General features: G+C 70.6%; 21 protein-coding genes, 2 tRNA genes and 1 pseudogene. 19 read left to right on the plus strand and 5 right to left on the minus strand.

Annotation, left to right across the window (positions count from 1 at the left end; all coding sequences use genetic code 11):
- The 3 genes from nusB to FV233_RS22485 form a co-directional block, all read right to left on the minus strand.
- A partial coding sequence (gene nusB / locus FV233_RS22475) for a transcription antitermination factor NusB (protein ID WP_246690064.1) occupies positions 1-449 on the minus strand: 449 nt, incomplete at its 3' end.
- Between the two features lie 155 nt (positions 450-604).
- Positions 605-1,093, minus strand: a complete 489-nt coding sequence (gene ribH, locus FV233_RS22480; RefSeq protein ID WP_147898828.1) for a 6,7-dimethyl-8-ribityllumazine synthase — start codon at positions 1,091-1,093, stop codon at positions 605-607.
- A 112-nt stretch (positions 1,094-1,205) separates the two neighbouring features.
- Positions 1,206-1,775 carry a carboxymuconolactone decarboxylase family protein gene (locus tag FV233_RS22485; protein ID WP_147898829.1) on the minus strand — a complete coding sequence of 190 codons (570 nt, stop codon included), beginning with the start codon at positions 1,773-1,775 and terminating at the stop codon, positions 1,206-1,208.
- Between the two features lie 142 nt (positions 1,776-1,917).
- Here FV233_RS22485 and FV233_RS22490 point away from each other — a divergent pair, with 142 nt between their 5' ends.
- The 11 genes from FV233_RS22490 (at position 1,918) to dxs (ending at position 10,453) form a co-directional block, all read left to right on the plus strand.
- Positions 1,918-2,673, plus strand: a complete 756-nt coding sequence (locus FV233_RS22490) for an SDR family oxidoreductase (RefSeq protein WP_308447710.1) — start codon at positions 1,918-1,920, stop codon at positions 2,671-2,673.
- A gap of 31 nt (positions 2,674-2,704) precedes the next feature.
- Entirely contained in the window at positions 2,705-3,826 is a 1,122-nt protein-coding gene (locus FV233_RS22495) for a hypothetical protein (RefSeq protein WP_147898842.1), read from the plus strand.
- Positions 3,823-4,296 carry an NUDIX hydrolase gene (locus FV233_RS22500; RefSeq protein ID WP_147898830.1) on the plus strand — a complete coding sequence of 158 codons (474 nt, stop codon included), beginning with the start codon at positions 3,823-3,825 and terminating at the stop codon, positions 4,294-4,296. Before FV233_RS22495 ends, FV233_RS22500 begins: the two co-directional genes overlap by 4 nt.
- Positions 4,293-4,733 (plus strand): TIGR02301 family protein, encoded by a 441-nt coding sequence (locus FV233_RS22505; protein WP_147898831.1) that lies wholly within the window; start codon positions 4,293-4,295, stop codon positions 4,731-4,733. Before FV233_RS22500 ends, FV233_RS22505 begins: the two co-directional genes overlap by 4 nt.
- Before the next feature lie 159 nt (positions 4,734-4,892).
- Positions 4,893-5,147 carry a hypothetical protein gene (locus tag FV233_RS22510; protein ID WP_007564226.1) on the plus strand — a complete coding sequence of 85 codons (255 nt, stop codon included), beginning with the start codon at positions 4,893-4,895 and terminating at the stop codon, positions 5,145-5,147.
- 110 nt (positions 5,148-5,257) lie between these two features.
- Complete coding sequence (locus FV233_RS22515; RefSeq protein ID WP_147898832.1) at positions 5,258-6,112, plus strand: folate-binding protein YgfZ; 855 nt, start codon at positions 5,258-5,260, stop codon at positions 6,110-6,112.
- Between the two features lie 60 nt (positions 6,113-6,172).
- Positions 6,173-6,787, plus strand: coding sequence for a DNA-3-methyladenine glycosylase I (locus FV233_RS22520; protein ID WP_147898833.1), 615 nt, complete (start codon positions 6,173-6,175; stop codon positions 6,785-6,787).
- Positions 6,784-7,386 carry a hydrolase gene (locus tag FV233_RS22525; RefSeq protein ID WP_147898834.1) on the plus strand — a complete coding sequence of 201 codons (603 nt, stop codon included), beginning with the start codon at positions 6,784-6,786 and terminating at the stop codon, positions 7,384-7,386. The genes FV233_RS22520 and FV233_RS22525 overlap by 4 nt, the downstream gene beginning before the upstream one ends.
- Before the next feature lie 53 nt (positions 7,387-7,439).
- Complete coding sequence (locus FV233_RS22530) at positions 7,440-7,952, plus strand: protein tyrosine phosphatase (RefSeq protein WP_147898843.1); 513 nt, start codon at positions 7,440-7,442, stop codon at positions 7,950-7,952.
- Positions 7,953-8,154: 202 nt separating this feature from the next.
- On the plus strand, positions 8,155-8,415 hold the full coding sequence (locus FV233_RS22535; RefSeq protein ID WP_147898835.1) for an exodeoxyribonuclease VII small subunit: 261 nt from the start codon (positions 8,155-8,157) through the stop codon (positions 8,413-8,415).
- Between the two features lie 43 nt (positions 8,416-8,458).
- Complete coding sequence (gene dxs, locus FV233_RS22540) at positions 8,459-10,453, plus strand: 1-deoxy-D-xylulose-5-phosphate synthase (RefSeq protein WP_147898836.1); 1,995 nt, start codon at positions 8,459-8,461, stop codon at positions 10,451-10,453.
- A gap of 177 nt (positions 10,454-10,630) precedes the next feature.
- On the opposite strand, the gene FV233_RS22545 is transcribed toward dxs, so the two are convergent.
- Both FV233_RS22545 and FV233_RS22550 read right to left on the minus strand, forming a co-directional pair.
- Positions 10,631-11,722 (minus strand): tartrate dehydrogenase, encoded by a 1,092-nt coding sequence (locus FV233_RS22545; RefSeq protein WP_147898837.1) that lies wholly within the window; start codon positions 11,720-11,722, stop codon positions 10,631-10,633.
- A gap of 101 nt (positions 11,723-11,823) precedes the next feature.
- Entirely contained in the window at positions 11,824-13,725 is a 1,902-nt protein-coding gene (locus tag FV233_RS22550; RefSeq protein WP_187278199.1) for a chloride channel protein, read from the minus strand.
- Between the two features lie 149 nt (positions 13,726-13,874).
- Here FV233_RS22550 and FV233_RS22555 point away from each other — a divergent pair.
- The 8 genes and pseudogenes from FV233_RS22555 to FV233_RS22595 all read left to right on the plus strand — a co-directional run.
- Positions 13,875-13,951 (plus strand) — tRNA-His (locus FV233_RS22555).
- 275 nt (positions 13,952-14,226) lie between these two features.
- On the plus strand, positions 14,227-15,303 hold the full coding sequence (locus tag FV233_RS22560) for a tartrate dehydrogenase (RefSeq protein WP_147898838.1): 1,077 nt from the start codon (positions 14,227-14,229) through the stop codon (positions 15,301-15,303).
- Between the two features lie 111 nt (positions 15,304-15,414).
- Positions 15,415-15,984, plus strand: a complete 570-nt coding sequence (gene hpt, locus FV233_RS22565) for a hypoxanthine phosphoribosyltransferase (RefSeq protein WP_147856744.1) — start codon at positions 15,415-15,417, stop codon at positions 15,982-15,984.
- A gap of 184 nt (positions 15,985-16,168) precedes the next feature.
- A complete protein-coding gene (locus tag FV233_RS22570; RefSeq protein WP_007567202.1) occupies positions 16,169-16,534 on the plus strand; it encodes a response regulator in 366 nt (121 codons plus the stop codon).
- A gap of 57 nt (positions 16,535-16,591) precedes the next feature.
- Positions 16,592-16,951, plus strand: a complete 360-nt coding sequence (locus FV233_RS22575; protein ID WP_238261451.1) for a hypothetical protein — start codon at positions 16,592-16,594, stop codon at positions 16,949-16,951.
- A 246-nt stretch (positions 16,952-17,197) separates the two neighbouring features.
- Positions 17,198-17,575 (plus strand): hypothetical protein, encoded by a 378-nt coding sequence (locus tag FV233_RS22580; RefSeq protein ID WP_147898839.1) that lies wholly within the window; start codon positions 17,198-17,200, stop codon positions 17,573-17,575.
- 186 nt (positions 17,576-17,761) lie between these two features.
- Positions 17,762-17,836 (plus strand) — tRNA-Thr (locus tag FV233_RS22585).
- 829 nt (positions 17,837-18,665) lie between these two features.
- Positions 18,666-18,747 (plus strand): annotated as a pseudogene (locus FV233_RS22595) (IS5/IS1182 family transposase); the annotation flags it as partial.

An 18,747-nucleotide genomic window follows, 5' to 3' on the forward strand; every position in this document is an offset into this window, starting at 1 on the left:
CCCTTGTTGCTCCCGCCCTTGTTGCTCCCGCCCTTGTTGCTCCCGCCCTTGGGCGCGCTCATCTCACCCGGCCGGACCTCTCGGGCGACCCGGTCGAGCACGGCGTTGACGAGGCCGGGCTCGTCGGCGGTGTAGAAGCTGTGGGCCACGTCGACATACTCGGAGATCGCCGCGGGCGCCGGCACGTCGGGCCGGAACAGCAGCTCGTAGGCGCCCGCCCGCAGGATCGCCCGCAGCACGATCTCGATGCGCCGGAGCGGCCAGCCCTGGGCCAAAGCCTGGTCGAGCTTCTGGTCGATCGCCCGCTGTTCCTCGACCGTGCCGCGCAGCAGGTCGCGGAAGAAGGCGGTCTCGGCCTTGGGATGCACGATCCCATCGACTTCCTGGCCGATCCAGAAGGCCTCGAACTCGGCCAGCGCATCGAGGACGCCCTTGCCGGAGATGTCCATCTCGTAGAGCGCCTGCACCACGGAAAGGCGCGCGCCGCTGCGCGGGCTGATCGCCCGGGCGGTCTCATGGGCGGTCTCGTGGACCTCGCCTTCGGGGGCAGCCTGGGCGGTGTCGTCCGGCCTGGTTTCGGTCGTCCCGGTCATGTCGGTTCTCGTTATCGCGGGCGCGCCGCCTCGGCCGCGCGCTTGAGGGCGAGCACCCCGAGCGCCGCCTCGGCCGCGCCGCCGCCCTTGTTCATCTCGGCGACCCGGGCCCGTTCCAGCGCCTGCGCCTCGGTCTCGACCGTGAGGATGCCGTTGCCGAGCGGCAGCCGGCGCTGGACCGAGAGGTCCATGAGGGCGCGGGCGCTCTCGCCGGCCACGATGTCGTAATGCCCGGTCGCGCCGCGGATCACGCAGCCGAGCGCCACCACGGCGTCGTAGTCGTCCGCCAGGATCGCCACCGCGGCGGGGATCTCCAGGGCACCCGGCACCGTGACCACGGTGGCGTGCGCGGCGAACGCGTCGATCACCGCGAGGGCGCCGGCCAGCAGCTCGTCGGCGAGCGCCTCGTAGTAGCGCGCCTCGACGACGAGGATGCGGGCGCCGGCAAGGGCCGGATCCGCGGGCATCGGCGCCGTGGCGGCGCGGTTATGGGCGACCATGGCTGCGTCCGGTCGATATTTCGGGGGTTGGCGAGGGCGCCGCGCATCGGGCGCCCTCCGGATAGAGGGACGGTTAGACCGAAGCGGCCGGCGCGACAAGCACCGCGGGGCGCTACCGCACCAGCGGCGGCAGCGGCGGCGCGCCCGCTTCCGGGAGCGCCGTGCGGGCCACGTTCATGGTCATGGCCAGCAGCGCGTAGTAGCCGTTGATTCCCGTGAGATCGATCGCGCCCTGCTCGCCGAAGCGCGCCACCACGGACGCGTAGGTGGCATCGCTGACCGCACGGTTGTGCTGCAGCTCGGTCGAGAAGGCGTAGGCCAGCGCCTCGTCGTCGCTCATGGCCTCGGGGCGGCGGCCCTCCGCCAGGGCCTGCGCGGTCTCCGGTGCGACCCCGGCCTTGAGCGCGATCGGATGGTGGATCTGCCACTCGACCTGCTGGCTCCACAGCCGGGCGACGATCAGGATCACGAACTCGCTGATCCGCAGCGGCAGGGCGCTGCCGTAGCGCAGGTACAGCCCCATGCGACTGGCGCATAGCATCAGTTCGGGACTGCGCAGCAGCGGCACGAATGGCCCGAAGACCGGGACCCCGCGCTCGGCCTGGAACGCCTCGGCGGCTGCGGCCTGCGCCTCCGAGAACTGGTCGGCGGGGATCTCCGGCAAGCGATCCGTACCCGTCATGGCTTCCTGCCCTCACTGCACCGTGCGCGCGGCACGCGCTCTGGATTTCCGGCCCCCGGGAGCCTAGACCATTCAGGCTGACCGGCCCGACGAGCGCCCGGGCCGGACGCGATCCGAACACACGCCAGCGAGGCTTACGGCTTTGGCCCTCCCCGTCAACGAACGCCGGCGCATCATGCTGCTCACGGGCGCGAGCCGGGGCATCGGACACGCCACCGTCAAGCGCTTCTCGGCGGCCGGCTGGCGGGTGATCACCTGCTCGCGCCACGCATTCCCCGAGAACTGCCCCTGGGAGATGGGCCCCGAGGACCACCTCCAGGTCGATCTGGCGGACGCCCAGGACACGATGCGCGCCATCGAGGAGGTCCGGGGCCGGCTCGACGCCGAGGGCGGCGTGCTGCACGCGCTCGTCAACAATGCCGGCATCTCGCCGAAGGGCCCCGCGGGCGAGCGCCTGGGCGCGCTGGCCACGGAGTTCGACGGGTGGCAGCGGGTGTTCCAGGTCAACGTCTTCGCCACGATCCTGCTGGCCCGCGGCCTGCGCGACGAACTCGCCCGGGCCCGGGGCTCGATCGTCAACGTGACTTCGATCGCGGGCTCCCGGGTCCATCCGTTCGCGGGCGCCGCCTACGGCACCTCCAAGGCGGCGCTTGCGGGCCTGACCCGCGAGATGGCCGCCGATTTCGGGCCTCTCGGGGTGCGGGTCAACGCGATCTCGCCGGGCGAGATCGACACCTCGATCCTGTCGCCCGGCACGGAGAAGCTCGTCGAGCAGATCCCGCAGCGGCGGCTCGGCACCCCCGACGAGGTCGCCAAGGCGATCTACTTCCTGTGCACCGACGCCTCGTCCTACGTGAACGGGGCCGAGCTGCACATCAACGGCGGCCAGCACGTTTGACCCGCCGCTCCCGGCGGCGGACATGACCGCCATGCGCCCTTTCCCGCCCCTGCGACGCCGGATCGTCGCGGCCCTCACGGGCCTGGTCCTGTGCGCGGCACCGCTCGCCGGCGCCCGCGCCGAGGCCCCCGGTATCCGGATCCTGGACCTGCCGTTCAAGGTGCGGGCGCTGCGGGGGCCGCGCAGCGAGGTCGCGATCTCGGTGGCGACCTCCGGCCTTCTGCCGATCGCCGGCGCGAAGGCGAGCCAGCCGGCCGGCGACGAGGAGAGCGCCCCGATCGCCGTGGTCTGGGGTGACGACGGCGGTGCCGTGCTCGGCCTCGCGGACGGCGCCGTCACGGTGCGGCCGATCGGCCGCGAGGCGGTCGAGGGGCTGACCGCCGCTGAGACGCCGCGGGGCGCCCTTCCGGGTTCGCGCCGGGTCCTGGCCGGACCCCTGAGCGCCTACCTGACCGGCCGTACCCGGGCCGCCGACGGCGGCGAGGCCGCCGCCGTCCTGACGATCCGCGAACGCCAGCCGATGGCCGTCAGCACCGATCCGAAGCCCGTCCCGGTCGCCACCGTCACGGTGCCGGCGGGGGGCGACGCGGTTTTCGCGCCGCTCCGGCCGCGCCTGCTGCGCCTCGCCGGCCGCCCGGCCCTCCTGGCCGCGACCCTCTCGGGACCGGATTCGGGCGGCCTGGTGCTGATCGGCCGCCCCGACGGTGCTGCGGCCTGGAGCGTCACGGCCCGCACGCCGACGCAGGCCGGCCCGCCTCTGAAGATCGCTGGTATCGCGGATTTCGCGGGTTCGGGCGCCGTGCAGGCGGCCACCGTCAGCGCACGGGGCCTGCTGCAGCTCTGGACCCTGCAGGCGGACCGGATCGAGGCCGCCGGCGAGGCCCCGGGCTACGCGGCGGGCGAGGGCGACGCCGACCTCGCCGTCACGGCCCCGGCCGCAGGTCCACCCGAGCTCGCGGTGCCGGTGGCCGGACGGTCGGAGATCGCCCTGGTTCAGGCCAAGGGTCCGCTGCACGAGCGCCTGCGCATCCCGCTGCCGGCACCCGCCACGATCGGCATCGTGGCACTCGGCGAAGGTGCGGCGACGCGGCTGGTGGTCGGCCTCACCGACGGGCGGATCGCAATCGTCGCCCCCGACGGGGGCAAGCCGTGAGCGCGGGCGAGGCCGATGGCGGCGGGCGCCTATTCCCGACCCGGCCCTTCGTGGGCGCGTCGATCGCGGTGATCCGCGGCGATCGCGTCCTGCTGGCGGCCCGGGCCAACGAGCCGATGCGCGGGGTCTGGACCCTGCCGGGTGGCCTGGTCGAGGCCGGCGAGGCCCTGGCGGAGGCGGCCCTGCGCGAATTATCCGAGGAGGTCGGCCTCACGGCCGAGGTGGTCGGCGTGCTCTCACCCACCGAGATCATCGTCCGGGACGAGGCCGGCCGCGCCCGGCACCACTACGTCGTCCATCCGCACGCCGCCCTGTGGTGCGGCGGCGAGCCCGTGGCGGGTCCGGAGGCCCTCGGGGTCCGGTGGGCGACACTCGGCGAGATCGCCGGGCTGGCGACGACGCCGGGCCTGATCGGGACCCTGCAGGAGGCGTTCGCCCGGGTCGGTGACAGAGGTGAGGCGCGCCCGTGAGGCTTCCGGTCATCCTCTGCCTCGTCCTGGCGCTCGCGGGGCCGGCCCTGGCGCAACAGCGTGGCAGCCGCGCGGCGCCGGCCAAGGACGCGCCCAAGGAGACGTCCAAGGAAACGTCCCCGTCGGCGGACGTGCCCGCCCCCTATGACCGCGACCTCATGCGGATGTCCGAGATCATCGGGGCGCTGGCCTTCCTGCGCGGCCTCTGCGCGGCGCCCGACGCCGGGGAATGGCCGGCCCGCATGAAGGCGCTGATCGAGTCCGAGGGCGTGACCCCGGCTCGGCGCGACCGATTGGCGGGCGCCTACAATCGCGGCTATCGCGGCTACGCGCTGACCTACCGGGTCTGCACCCCGGCCGCGCACGAGGCGGCTGCCCGCTACGTGACGGAGGGCGACAGGCTGTCGCACGCCCTGGCTGGGCGATTCGGCGGGTGATGCAGAGGCAACACACGCGGCACGCATCCCCCGAAAGGATCAACTTCGAGCGTCCGCGTTAACCGATCTGAAATTCTCGGCTGGCCGAGCCGCGGGGAGCCACCTATCATTCGTTGGTCCGCCGGGTCCCGTGCCCGGCGCAACGGAAGTATCGGGTCCATGCAGCACATCTCTCAGACCGCCCCCATCGAGGTCGATGTCGAGGAGAAGCGCGTCGCGCTGAGTTACGTCTCGGAAGCGTTCGCGGAAGGCTGCCTCGACGGGCTCGACGGCGACTGCATGGCTCAGGCCGCCCTGTTCGCGGCCTTCCAGGAACTTGTGATGACCTACGGCGAGGAAGCCACCGCCCGCTACGCCGAGGGCTTTCCCGAGCGCATCCGTGGGGGTGCCTTCACCACGACCCTCCAGCATTGAGGAGGCGGTCGCGGACCCCGGACGGTTGAGGCACGGGCGCGCAGCGACTACCTCCCGGCCACGCGCTCCGGAATTCCGGATCGCTCCCGTCGCGTGAGGATCTGCCTGCCATGCCCGTCGCCCTGCTGCCGGACCGCGCCCTCGTCACCGTCACCGGGCCGGAATCCGCCGCACTGCTCCAGGGCGTGCTGACCTGCAACGTCGAGACCCTGCAGGCCGGCGAAGCGCGCCTCGGCGCCCTGCTGGCGCCGCAGGGCAAGATCCTGTTCGACTTCCTGATCTCGCGGATCCCGGACGGTTTCCGGCTCGACACGGCGATCGACCGGGCGGCCGACCTGGCCAAGCGCCTCACGCTCTACCGGCTGCGCGCGCAGGTGGCGATCTCGGTCGACCCGACCGTGGCGGTAGCGGCGGCCTGGGCCGGGGCCTCCCCGGCGGCCGAGTCGGACACGGTGGCGGATGCACGCCACGTCGATCTCGGCGCCCGGATCTACGCTGTCGAAGGCGCCTTCTCGGCCGACGCCTCGGAGGCGGAATACCATCGGCGCCGCATCGCACTCGCCGTGCCCGAGGGCGGACGCGACTACGCCTACGGTGATGCGTTCCCCCACGAGGCGCTGTTGGACCAGCTCGGCGGCGTGGACTTCAAGAAGGGCTGCTATGTGGGCCAGGAGGTGGTCTCGCGGATGCAGCACCGGGGCACCGCCCGCACCCGGATCCTGGCGGCCCGCTATACGGGCGAGGCCCCTCCCCCCGGCACCGAGATCACCGTCGGCGGCAAGGGACTGGGCACCACCGGCAGCGCCGCGGACGATCGCGGCCTTGCGCTGGTCCGGCTCGACCGGCTGGCCGACGCGCTGACGGCCGGTGCCACCCCGCTGGCCGGCGACCGGCCGGTGACCTTCGAGAAGCCGGCCTACGCGACCTTCGCGATGCCGGAAGCGGCCGGATCGCCGGCAGCCTGACCGCGGATCGGGGCGCGGGCCGCGATGGCGTTCCGCTCCTGTTCTCGCTAAACCGGCGGGATGTCCGAGACCGGCCTGATCAACCATCCCGATGGCTGCCCCCGCTGCTGGTGGGCCGGCCACGACCCGCTCTACGTCGCCTATCACGACACCGAATGGGGCGTGCCCGAGCGCGACGGCCGGGCGCTCTACGAGAAGCTAATCCTCGACGGCTTCCAGGCCGGCCTGTCCTGGATCACGATCCTGCGCCGCCGCGACGGGTTTCGCGACGCGTTCTCGGGCTTCGATCCGGAGGCCATCGCCCGCTACGACGAGGCCGACGTCACCCGGCTGATGGCGGACGCCCGCATCATCCGCAACCGCGCCAAGATCCTGGGCACGATCGCCGGCGCCCGGGCCTGGCTGCGGATCGAGGAGAGCGGCCCCGGCTTCGCGCCGTTCCTGTGGGATTTCGTGGACGGGCGGCCGATCCAGGGCGGCGCCCGGACCCGCGCCGAGATCCAGACCGAGACGCCGGTCTCCCGGGCGATCGGCAAGGCCCTTAAGGAGGAGGGTTTCTCCTTCTGTGGGCCGACCATCGTGCACGCCTTCATGCAGGCGGTCGGGATGGTGAACGACCATCTCGTCGACTGCCACCGGCACGTAGCCTGCGCCGAACTGGGGCGGCCGGCATGAGCGAGGCGCGCGACCCGGCGCCCCGGGCCTGGCAGCGGATGCTGTCCGGCCGGCGCCTCGACCTGCTCGATCCCGCACCCCGGGACATCGAGATCGCCGACATCGCCCACGGGCTCGCCCGGGTCGCCCGCTGGAACGGCCAGACCCGGGGACCGCACGTCTTCTCGGTGGCCCAGCACAGCCTGTTGGTGGAGGCGGTCGGGCGCCAGATCGCCCCCGGCTGCACCGAGCCCGAGGGGCTGGAGCTGCTGCTGCACGATGCCCCGGAATACGTCGTCGGCGACATCATCTCGCCGCTCAAGGCCGCGATCGGCGACGCCTATCGCGGGGTCGAGCTGCGCCTGCTCGCCGCCGTGCGCCGCCGCTTCGGCCTGGCCGAGCCCGGGCCCACCCTCGGCAGCCTGGTCAAGCGCGCCGACCGGATCGCCGCCCATATCGAGGCCGTGGAGCTCGCGGGCTTCGCGCCCGACGAGGCGGACCTCTATTTCGGCGCGGCCCCCGATCTGCCCGAGGCCGTCCTCGGGTTGGCCGAGCCCTGGCCGACCGCCCAGGCCGAGGCACGGTTCCTCGACCGGTTCCACGCCCTCTGCCGGGCTTGAGATCCGAGACCTCCGCCCTCGATCCGTCACGATCCCACGCCATGGGCCGCCACATGCCGACCCTTCACGTCTGTCCGCTCTCGCGCCTGCCCGAGACCGTCGCCGCCACCGGGGCGAGCCACGTGCTCACGCTGGTCAATGTCGGCACGCCCCTGGAGCGGCCGGCGCTAATCGATGCGGAGAATCACGCCATCATCGGGGTCAGCGACATCGCCGAGCCCCGGGACGGACACGTTTTGCCGGCTGACGAGCACGTGGCCGGGATCCTGGCCTTCACGCGGGCCTGGCCCCGGGACAAGCAGCTGGTGATCCACTGCTATGCCGGGATCAGCCGCTCCACCGCGGCGGCCTACATCGCGGCCTGCGCCCTGGCGCCCGAGCGCGACGAGGGTGCCATCGCCGACGCCCTGCGGGCCGCCTCCCCGTCCGCGACCCCCAACCCCCTGTTCGTGGCGATCGCCGACCGGATGCTCGGTCGGGACGGCCGCATGGTCGCGGCGATCGCGCGGATCGGCCGCGGCGCCGAGGCGTTCGAGGGGACGCCGTTCTGCCTCACGCTGACGTGACGGCCCACCACAAAACTTTCAGTTGCCGACGCCTGTACCGCTGCGTGCGACCGTTCGAGGGTCGTTCCGCAGAGGGTAGCGAGTGTGGCGCAAACGCCGCCGCGCCGCACCAAAACGCTGCGGATCGGCCCGGGCCCACCCTCGCCTGGGTTGTGGCCGCACCGGCTGCCGCCTTAGAACCGACCCAAAGGATGTGTGTGGGATGAACGCGAGCAGACCCGAGGCGGCCCCGGCCGCCGGCGACCTGCCCTTCGAGAAGGCGCTGGAGCAACTCGAAGAGATCGTGCGCAGGCTCGAGCGGGGCGATGTCCCGCTGGACGAGTCGGTGGCGATCTACGAGCGCGGCGAGGTGCTGAAGAAGCACTGCGAGGCGCTGCTGAAGCGGGCCGAGGCGCGGATCCAGAGGATCACCCTCGGCGCCGACGGGCGGCCCGTGGGCGTGGCGCCGCTCGATATATCCTGAGGCTCGGCGGTCAGACCGATCCCGTCCGATAGAGGTTGATGCCGTGGCGATTTCCCCCGAGCTGAGCGCACTTCTCGACCGTATCCCGGAGCCTGCGGCGCTCCGGCAGCTTCCCGAATCCGAGCTGCAGGCGGTGGCGGACGCGGTGCGGGCCGAGATGATCGACGCGGTGTCGATCACCGGTGGCCATCTCGGCTCCGGGCTCGGCGTGGTCGAACTCACGGTCGCCCTGCACCACGTGTTCGACACCCCCGACGACCGCATCGTCTGGGACGTCGGCCACCAGTGCTACCCGCACAAGATCCTGACCGGGCGCCGCGACCGCATCCGGACGCTGCGCCAGGGGGGCGGCCTGTCCGGCTTCACCAAGCGCTCCGAGAGCGCCTACGACCCGTTCGGCGCCGCCCATTCCTCGACCTCGATCTCGGCCGCGCTCGGCATGGCGGTCGCCCGCGACCTCGACGCCGACGCCGCCAAGGCCAAGGGCCGGACACCCAAGCGCCGCAACGCCATCGCGGTGATCGGCGACGGCTCGATGTCGGCCGGCATGGCCTACGAGGCGATGAACAACGCCGGCGCCCTGCATTCGCGCCTGATCGTCATCCTCAACGACAACGACATGTCGATCGCCCCCCCGGTGGGCGCGATGTCGGGCTATCTCGCTCGCCTTGCGTCCGGCGGCACCTACCAGTCGCTCCGCGAGACCGCCAAGCAGCTCGGCAAGCTCCTGCCCAAGGCCATCTACCAGCGCGCGGCGGCCGCCGAAGAATACGCCCGCTCCCTGGTGGTGGGCGGCGGCACGATGTTCGAGGAGATGGGTTTTCACTATGTCGGCCCGGTCGACGGGCACAACCTCGACCAGCTGCTCCCGGTGCTCAAGAACGTCCGCGACGCCGAGCACGGCCCGATCCTGCTCCACGTGGTCACCCGCAAGGGCAAGGGCTACGCGCCGGCCGAGGCCAGCGCCGACCGCTACCACGGCGTGGTCAAGTTCGACGTGGTCTCGGGGGTCCAGGCCAAGGCCAAGCCCAACGCCCCGGCTTACACGAGGGTGTTCGGCGAGAGCCTGATCAAGGCGGCCGACGCCGACGACCGGGTCGTGGCGATCACGGCGGCGATGCCGGGCGGCACCGGCATCGACCTGTTCGGCAAGGCCCACCCGGACAAGACCTTCGACGTCGGCATCGCCGAGCAGCACGCGGTGACCTTCGCGGGCGGGCTGGCGACCGAGGGCTACCGGCCGTTCGTGGCGATCTACTCGACCTTCCTGCAGCGGGCCTACGACCAGGTCGTGCACGACGTGGCGCTGCAGAACCTGCCGGTGCGGTTCTGCCTGGACCGGGCCGGGCTGGTCGGCGCCGACGGGGCGACGCACGCCGGCGCGTTCGACCTGGCCTACCTGTGCTGCCTGCCGAACATGACCGTGATGGCGGCCTCCGACGAGGCCGAGCTGGTGCACATGGTGGCGACCGCGCACGCCCATGACAGCGGCCCGATCGCGCTGCGCTACCCGCGCGGCGAGGGCGTTGGCGTCGAATTGCCGGAGCGGGGCGACGTCCTGGCGATCGGCAAGGGCCGGATGGTCCGCCAGGACCCGGAGGCGCGGGTGGCGATCCTGTCGCTGGGCACGCGGCTGTCGGAGGCCTTGAAGGCGGCGGATACACTCTCGGAGCAGGGCGTGGCGGTGAGCGTGGCGGATGCGCGCTTTGCCAAGCCGCTGGACGAGGCGCTGATCCTGGACCTGGCGCAGAGCCACGAGGTTCTGATCACCATCGAGGAGGGCTCGCGCGGCGGGTTCGGGGCGATGGTGCTGCACCTGCTGTCCGAGAAGGGCGCGCTGGATGCCGGGCGCGTCCGGGTGCGCACCCTGACTCTGCCGGACCTGTACCAGGACCACGACAGCCCGGAGAAGATGTACGCCGAGGCCGGCCTCGACGCCGCAACCATCGTCAAGACCGCGCTCGCCACCCTGCCGGCGTCCTCCGGCCAGGTCGAGCAGGCGAGCAACGTGGTGAGCGTCCGCCGCCGCCCGCGCTGATGTTTTTGAATGCGACGAGCGTCCAACCCAAGTCCCTCATCCTGAGGGGGCGAAGCGCAGCGTAGCCCTCGAAGGAGCCCTCCAGCGGTCTCGCGATCCCTGGAGGGCTCCTTCAAGGCCCGGTGGCGCGGACCCTTCAGGATGAGGGGGGTGGATGGGAGGTCGCGGAAGCGCCCCCTACCCCAAAGCGTCAGCCACCGCCTTACCGCACGCCTGCGTGTCGGCGTTGCCGCCGAGGTCGCGCGTGCGCAGCGTCCGCTCGGACAGCACCCGCTCGATCGCGCTGACGATCTCTCGGGCGGCCTCGTGCTCGCCGAGATGCTCCAGCATCATCGCGCCGGACCAGATCTGGCCGATCGGGTTGGCGATCCCCTGGCCGGCGATGTCGGGGGCGGACCCGTGGACCGGCTCGAACACCGACGGGTGCACGCGCTCCGGATTGATGTTGCCGGACGGCGCGATGCCGATCGTTCCGGTGCAGGCGGGTCCGAGATCCGACAGGATGTCGCCGAACAGGTTCGACGCCACGACCACGTCGAACCGGTCCGGGTTGAGCACGAAATGCGCGGTCAGGATGTCGATGTGGTACTGGTCCCACCGCACGTCCGGGTAGCCCTCTGCCACCGCCTTCACGCGCTCGTCCCAGTACGGCATCGTGATCGAGATGCCGTTCGACTTCGTGGCCGAGGTCAGGTGCTTCTTCGGCCGGGTCTGGGCCAACTCGAAGGCGAACTTGAGGATCCGGTCGACCCCGTGGCGGGTCATGATCGTCTCCTGCAGGGCGAATTCGCGGTCGGTGCCGGCGAACATGCGGCCCCCCGCATTCGAGTACTCGCCCTCGGTGTTCTCGCGGACCACCCAGAAGTCGATATCGCCGGGCTTGCGGTCGGCCAGCGGGCACTTCACCCCGGGCATGAGGCGCACCGGACGCAGGTTGGCGTATTGGTCAAACTCGCGCCGGAACAGGATCAGCGAGCCCCACAGGGAGATGTGGTCGGGAACGCGCTCCGGCATGCCGACGGCGCCGAAATAGATCGCGTCGTGTGTCTCGATCTGCGGCTTCCAGTCCTCCGGCATCATCCTTCCGTGCCGCTCGTAATAATCGCAGCTCGCGAAATCGAACCAGTCGAACTGGAGCGCGAAGCCGTGCCGCTTGGCCGCCTGCTCGAGCACGCGCACGCCCTCGGGCACCACCTCCTTGCCGATGCCGTCGCCCGGGATAACCGCGATGCGGTAGCGGCGCTGCGGGCTGCTGTCTTGACCGGCCATGGATCCTCACGGGTCTCGCGTCGGGGGCCGCGGACCGGCCCCGAGTTGCACGATGCCAGGGTGTTGCACCCGCGCATGCGGTCAACACCCCGGCCTGACAATCACGGAGATTCGCCTGACATGGCCCGGCGCTGGCGGTCCAGTTCCTCGCTGTAGCGCTTGAGCGTGTGGCTCTCGGTGAGCAGGCCCAGGACTTGGCGGCTCGCCGCACTCTGGACCACCGCGAGCGCCTCGCTCTCGCTGCGGTCGAAGGTTGCGGCCGCATCCTTGGCGTTCATCTCCGGCGTCAGGAACAGGTCGGGGTGATGCAGGAGGTCGGTGAGCACCGGCGGGGCGCCGGCCTCGGCGTCGCGGGCGGCGGCATGTGCCTCGGGAACGCCCACGATCCCGGCGTAGCGGCCCTGTGCATCCACGGCGACCACCCGGGAGGGGGAGCCCAGCGGATGCGCGCGCAGGAAGGTCGGCAGCGGCGTGTCCGCCGCCACGGTGGCGACGTCCCGGCGCATCAGCCGGCCCACGGTCAGAGAGCGGATCCAGCCGACATCGTGGGGACTGCGGATGGTCTCGCCGCGCAGGTGGAAGCGCCAGGTCGCGAAGGAGTAGCCGAAGATCTTCCGGACGGTCAGCGAGGACGCGATCACCGCCGCCAGCACGAGCCCGGTGATCGGCAGGCTGCCGGTGATCTCCAGCGCCAGGAACGTCATGGTCAACGGGCCGCCGATGATCGCCACGGCGAGCGCGCTCATGCCGATCACCGCGTAGGCCAGCGGCGTGAGGCCGAAGACCGCCATCGCGGGCAGGAGGTCCGGGGCCAGGGCGGCGAACAGCTTACCGGCGATCGCCCCCAGGAACAGCGACGCGAAGAACAGGCCGCCCCGGAACCCGGAACCGATCGAGATCGCCGTGGCCGTCGCCTTGGCGGCGAACAAGCCGGCCAGAAACGCGGCTCCGTGCCCCTGCCCCTCGGCGGCGAAGTGCATGTGCAGGGCTCCGTGGCCGCCCGAGAGCACCTGCGGCGTCGCGACGAGCGCCAGCGCGCCGACGCACAGCCCCCCGAAGGCGGGACCGGCCGCCCGGGGCAGGCCGGAGGCCTGCACCAGCCGCTCGACCAGGGTGACGCCGCGCATGATCAGGATGCCGAGCAGCGCGCAGATCAGCCCGAGGGCGAGGCTCGGCAGGATCTCGAGGCTGGTGATGTGCGAGGTCGTGACCGCCTGCATGTCGCCGAGATCGACCAGCGGCTGCGTGTGGATCAGCGCCCGGGAGACGAGGTTGCCGCAGAGCGCCGCGACCACCACCGGCGCCAGGGTGGCGATCGTGTAGGTGCCGATGATCAGCTCGAAGGCGTAGAACGCCCCGGCCAGCGGCGCCCCGAACCCTGCCGCGATGGCCCCGGCCGCCCCGCACCCGACCAGGGTCCGCAGGTCGCCCCGGCGGACCTCGAAGGCGATGCCGAGCCGCGAGGCGAGGCCGGAGGCGAGCTGCGTGTAGCCCGCCTCCAACCCCACGGAGGCCCCTGAGCCGTTCGAGATCACGTTCTGCAGGGCGAGGTAGAGGCTGTCCCGCAGGGACATCCGGCCGCCGTGCAGGGCGTTGGCCTCGATCGGGTCGATGGCTGGGCGCTTGCGCGGCCCGCGCAGGTAGTTCGCCACGAGGATCAGCAACCCGAGCAGCACGCCGCCGAGACAGGGGCCGATCAGCAGGAGCGGCGGCGCGACCGCGTCGGCGGCGCTGAGCCGGGTCCCCGCCGGGAGGTGGTACAGCGTCTCCCGCAGAGCCTGCGTCACCCAGGTCATGGCCGAGACCGCCAGCCCGCTGACGCAGCCCACCACGGTCGCCAGCAGGACGAGCCCGCCCTCGCTGCGCCGGACCAGGCTGCGCAGCCGCCCAGGTGCCAGGAAGATCCGGGAGCGGGTCCAGCGCCCGCGGGGTCGATGGCCCGGCCGCGCAGCCGTCCGGTTCGCCGCCCCGGTCGCGCCCGCCGCTGGCTCTCGCGCGCTCACGCTCGCCCCTACCCCCGATCCGCCCTGGCCGATGCGCGGTTTTGTCGGTGCACTTATGAGGCGAATCCGCCCTGCGTCCACCGACACCGCATCAGCCTGCACACATCGTCTTGAAAACTGCCGCGGCCCACGATACACCGCCCGCCAGTGCCGCCGTAGCTCAGTTGGTTAGAGCACCAGATTGTGGATCTGGGGGTCCCCCGTTCGAGCCGGGGCGGTGGTACCATCCATTCAGGACGACGGCGCAAGGGGTTGGCGGATCGCCGACCCCTTTTGCGTTTGCGGATGCCCCGTGGCGCGCGAGAACGATCGTTCGGCCGGCGTAGGGCAGCGCGCATTCGGCATTCGCCTCTTGTGAGCGTCCCCCCACTCCGGCTGATTTGCGGGGCCGAGATGGGCGCCAACGCATCGCTGTCGAGGCGGAAACGGCCCTGTGCCCTCCTGGCGGGGGACGCCGACGCGTCCTGAATGGCGTAGGGTCCCAGAAACGGAGGCCACGCCATGAAGCAGTACCGCATCGCCGCCATCCCGGGGGACGGGATCGGCCAGGAGGTCATCGCCGCCGGCATTGAAGTGCTCGACGCCCTCGCCGAGCGCGACGGCAGCTTCGGATTCGCGTTCGACCGGTTCGATTGGGGCTCGGACTACTACAAGGCCCACGGCGTCATGATGCCGAAGGATGGGCTGGCGCAGATCGAGGGCCACGATGCGATCTTCTTCGGCGCGGTCGGCGCGCCGGACGTGCCGGACCACATCACCCTGTGGGGCCTGCGGCTCGCCATCTGCCAGCCGTTCGACCAGTACGCCAACGTCCGGCCGACCCGCATCCTGCCGGGCATCACCAGTCCCCTGCGCCACGTCACCGGGCCGGAGCTCGACTGGGTGATCGTGCGCGAGAATTCCGAGGGCGAGTATGCCGGCGTCGGCGGCCGGGTCCATCAGGGCCATGCCAACGAGGTCGCCACCGACGTCTCGATGATGACCCGCTCGGGGGTCGAGCGCATCATCCGCTACGCGTTCGCGCTGGCGCGTACGCGCCCGCGCAAGCTGCTCACCGTGGTCACGAAGTCGAACGCCCAGCGCCACGCCATGGTGATGTGGGACGAGATCGCCGCCGAGGTCGCGGCCGACTTCCCGGACGTGGCCTGGGACAAGATGCTGGTCGACGCCATGACCATGCGGATGACCATGAAGCCCCAGACCCTCGACACGATCGTGGCGACGAACCTGCACGCCGACATCCTGTCGGACCTCGCGGCGGCCCTGGCGGGATCGCTCGGCATCGCGCCCACCGCCAACATCAACCCGGAGCGCCGGTTTCCCTCGATGTTCGAGCCGATCCACGGGTCGGCCTTCGACATCGCCGGCAAGGGCATCGCCAACCCGGTCGGGACCTTCTGGACCGCCTGCCAGATGCTCGAGCATCTCGGCGAACAACCCGCCGCCGACCGGCTGATGCGCGCGGTCGAGCGCGTCACCGCCGATCCCGCCCTGCACACCCCCGATCTCGGCGGAACGGCCACGACCCGCGCGGTCACGGAGGCGGTGATCGCGGCGATCCGCGGCGACAACGGCTGACGGCAGGCCGCCGGCTTGATCCGGTGTTCCCCCGGCGGGTCCTGGGCGTTAAGGTCGGTCTCGATCGCGGCGGTGAGCCCGCACAAAAAAGAAACCTCCGGGACCCGTCAGATGAGCATCCCCGAGCGGCGCGTCCGCCCCCTGTTCGACGAGGCGGCGATCGCCAAGCGCAACACCGAGCTGGCGCAGGAGATCCTGTCGGCGAACCCGGAGGACCTTCTGGTCGTCGCCGTGCTCAAGGGCAGCTTCATGTTCGCCGCCGACCTGCTCCGGGCCTTGCACCGGGTGGGGCTGTCGCCGCAGGTCGAGTTCGTGCACCTATCGAGCTACCGTACGGGCACGGTCTCCAGCGGGCAGGTCGAGATCCTGCGCGACGTGCAGAGCGAGGTGCGCGGGCGGGACGTGCTGCTGGTGGACGACATCCTCGAATCCGGCCGGACCGTCGTGTTCGCCAAGGATCTGCTCATGGCACGGGGCGCCAAGCGGGTGCTCACCGCGGTGCTCCTGGAGAAGCCGGGCAAGCGCGCGGTGACGATCGACGCCGATTTCGTCGGCTTCACCTGCCCGGACGTGTTCGTAGTCGGCTACGGAATGGATGCCGCCCACGCCTACCGGCAACTGCCCTTCGTGGGCGTGGTCGATTTCGACAGCGGCGATCCGGACCTGTTCGACGAGGCGTGATCGGTCCGCTGGACGGCGCGGCATTTTCGTCCCGGCGGATGGGGATGCGATTGTTTTCCCGAGTTGTGCCTTGACAGCGCAACGGTTCCGTTCGTGATCTGTTATCCATAAGCAGGCCTGAAGTCTCATCCTGGCGGGACATCCTCCGAATCAGGCCCAGGATCAGGAACGTTTACGGGACCCCATGGCGCGCATCCTCCTCGTGGATGACGAAGAGACCGTCCGAGGCTTCCTCAAGCGGGGGCTTGAGATCGACGGCCACGCCGTCGTGACCGCCAATGACGGCAGCGACGGGCTGGATCGGCTCAACGAGGCCGATGGCGGCTTCGACCTGATGCTGACCGACATCCGCATGCCGCTCATGGACGGCATCGCGCTGGCGCTCGCCGCCAAGCGCGACTTCCCGGACCTGACCATTCTGCTGATGACCGGCTTCGCCGATCAGCGGGAGCGGGCCCGCGGTCTCGACGCGATCGTCACCGACGTGCTGACGAAGCCGTTCTCCCTGGCGGATTTGCGCGCCACCGTGAGACGGGCGCTGGCCGCCTGACGGTGCGCGTCCTGGTACCGGGCGTCGATTTCATCCGCCTTTAAACATCCGTTTTAGGTGGCGCTTCACGAAAGCGTGTCAGTTTCGGCGGCGAATATCGATCCGGCCGGGCAAGGCAGCGCGATGGACCGTCGAGACAGGGCCGCCCCCGAGGCGGATTGGGACGACGACTGGGATGCGCCGCCGCGTCCCCGTAGGAGCGTCTTCGGACGTGCGTTCGGTCTTCTCAAGCTTGCGATCTTCGTCCTGCCGGTGGCGATGCTCCTCTATGGCAGCGTCGCCGATTGCAGCGCGCGTCCCGCCCCGGGGAGCTGGCTGGGGCTGGTCGGCGCGAGCGCCTGCGCGCGCGGCGAAATGATCGGCACCGTCCTCTCGATCCAGGACAACTTCGCGCTGCTGAAGCGGCTGATCGATTGAGGTCTGCGGGGGAAAGCCCCGCCGCACCCCGCCGAGAGCATCGTCCTGAATGGGGGCCGCCGGCCTTCGCGAAAACGACGATGCGAATGAAGGGGCGATCGCAGCGTGACGGGTCCGATATCCGGCGCGCTGCGCCGGACGGTTACCGACTCGGCGTCGGCGAGCGCGTCACATCAAGCCCAGAAGGGCGACCCCGATTGCATCGCGACCGGGCTCGCCCGTTGCCCCGATCTTCGCGAGCCCAGCATGTCCAGCCAGCCCCTCCCCCCGTCTTCCACCGTGACCGGGCACGACGCGCTCGAGGAGGCCCAGTTCCGCGCCCGCATGGCGCGGCTCGGCTCCGACCCGGCGAGTCGCCGCCGCCCGCGGAACCCGCGGGCAGCCGGCCGGCGTGGCTTCCGCCTCGGCTGGAAGGGCTGGCTCGTCGTCGACAGCCTGATCGTATTGCTGGTCGTGGCGGCGGTGGTCGCTTGGCCGCCGATCCAGGCCTGCCGGCACCAGGATAAGACAACCGGCTTCTACGCCGGCGATTCCGTCGATCGCTGCATCCGCCGGGGCATCGCCGAGCGCATCGACCGGGCGGACCAGCGCCTGAAGGCCCTGGTCCGCGGCTCCGGGCGCTGAAGCGTGCGCCGCCGACTAAACGCCGGCTCGGCCTGAACGCGTCACCTCAAGGATCTGGCGCCGTTTCCTGTCCCGCCGGCACCGGAGATGGCACCAGCCTTGGCACAGGCCATTCGGTCGGACCCTGGATCCTCGCCCGGGCCGGCTTGAGCGGCGGCACCGCGACTGGTAGCAAGCGTGTCGTGGGCCGGTGTAGCACAGCGGTAGTGCAGCGGTTTTGTAAACCGAAGGTCGGGAGTTCGATCCTCTCCACCGGCACCAGACTTTTTCGAACGCTTACCGCAGGTTAGGTGGATTTTCAGGAGACGATAACCGCTACTCTCACACAGCGGTATCACACATTGTCCTTACGAATCGCCCGACCATGGAAGGATCCCAAGAGCGGGGTCTACCATCTTCGCCAACGCACCCCGCTCGATCTTGTCGCACGTTTGAAGGGCCAGATCGTTTCTCTTCCCATCGGTGCGGTTTGGGCGTCCGTCAGGATCGGTCCCATTGTCCAGGCATCGTTGAGGACCAAAGAGCCACGGGAAGCACGGGTCCGACACTCACTTGCTGATGGTGCTCTGAAACGCATCTGGCAGGGCGAACGAAGCGATAAGCACCCACACAGCCACGACCAGGGAACCACGGATTCGCCAAGGGGGGATCGTGGCCTTACCAATGCGTCGGCGGGTGTATCTGTAAAGCCACAGCCTGTCCCCTTCCCTACTAAACGGGACGGACCGTCTCTTTCTGTAGGCGAGCTGTTCGAACGATGGGCGACGGATCGGGCGGACAAGCGCGCACCGAACACGATCAAGCGTTACCGAGGCAGCATTCGGTCCTTCGAAGCCTTTGCGGCAGGCCGGGACGTTCGAACCCTCACCGGAAATGACGTGTTCGCTTGGGCGGTGCATAGGCGAGACCGGGAAAGCATCAGTCCGCGTGCAATCAACAAGAACGATCTGGTCGCAGTCAGTTCGGTGTTTCGATGGGGTACTGGCCGGGCTTCGGGTCAGATCCTTTTGTCCAACCCGGCCACTGGCATCTCGTTGGATGAGCCTAGAGGCTGTTATGAACTGAATGGGTGAGGTTTGCGTTTTTGGGCATGAGCGCAGGTCGTGCCGGCTATCCCTCTGACGTGTCCGATGAGGAATGGGCGCTGGTTGCGCCGTATCTGGCGCTGCTGC

The sequence above is a fragment of the Methylobacterium sp. WL7 genome, from assembly GCF_008040085.1.
GTDB lineage: Bacteria > Pseudomonadota > Alphaproteobacteria > Rhizobiales > Beijerinckiaceae > Methylobacterium > Methylobacterium mesophilicum.

What these genes read in the sequence shown, in the direction of transcription:
- ribH (WP_147898828.1), bottom strand. Translation starts at nt 1,093, where the DNA reads ATGGTCGCCCATAACCGCGCCGCCACGGCGCCGATGCCCGCGGATCCG.
- FV233_RS22485 (WP_147898829.1), bottom strand. Translation starts at nt 1,775, where the DNA reads ATGACGGGTACGGATCGCTTGCCGGAGATCCCCGCCGACCAGTTCTCG.
- FV233_RS22495 (WP_147898842.1), top strand. Translation starts at nt 2,705, where the DNA reads ATGCGCCCTTTCCCGCCCCTGCGACGCCGGATCGTCGCGGCCCTCACG.
- FV233_RS22510 (WP_007564226.1), top strand. Translation starts at nt 4,893, where the DNA reads ATGCAGCACATCTCTCAGACCGCCCCCATCGAGGTCGATGTCGAGGAG.
- FV233_RS22515 (WP_147898832.1), top strand. Translation starts at nt 5,258, where the DNA reads ATGCCCGTCGCCCTGCTGCCGGACCGCGCCCTCGTCACCGTCACCGGG.
- FV233_RS22520 (WP_147898833.1), top strand. Translation starts at nt 6,173, where the DNA reads ATGTCCGAGACCGGCCTGATCAACCATCCCGATGGCTGCCCCCGCTGC.
- FV233_RS22525 (WP_147898834.1), top strand. Translation starts at nt 6,784, where the DNA reads ATGAGCGAGGCGCGCGACCCGGCGCCCCGGGCCTGGCAGCGGATGCTG.
- FV233_RS22530 (WP_147898843.1), top strand. Translation starts at nt 7,440, where the DNA reads ATGCCGACCCTTCACGTCTGTCCGCTCTCGCGCCTGCCCGAGACCGTC.
- FV233_RS22535 (WP_147898835.1), top strand. Translation starts at nt 8,155, where the DNA reads ATGAACGCGAGCAGACCCGAGGCGGCCCCGGCCGCCGGCGACCTGCCC.
- FV233_RS22545 (WP_147898837.1), bottom strand. Translation starts at nt 11,722, where the DNA reads ATGGCCGGTCAAGACAGCAGCCCGCAGCGCCGCTACCGCATCGCGGTT.
- FV233_RS22560 (WP_147898838.1), top strand. Translation starts at nt 14,227, where the DNA reads ATGAAGCAGTACCGCATCGCCGCCATCCCGGGGGACGGGATCGGCCAG.
- hpt (WP_147856744.1), top strand. Translation starts at nt 15,415, where the DNA reads ATGAGCATCCCCGAGCGGCGCGTCCGCCCCCTGTTCGACGAGGCGGCG.
- FV233_RS22570 (WP_007567202.1), top strand. Translation starts at nt 16,169, where the DNA reads ATGGCGCGCATCCTCCTCGTGGATGACGAAGAGACCGTCCGAGGCTTC.
- FV233_RS22580 (WP_147898839.1), top strand. Translation starts at nt 17,198, where the DNA reads ATGTCCAGCCAGCCCCTCCCCCCGTCTTCCACCGTGACCGGGCACGAC.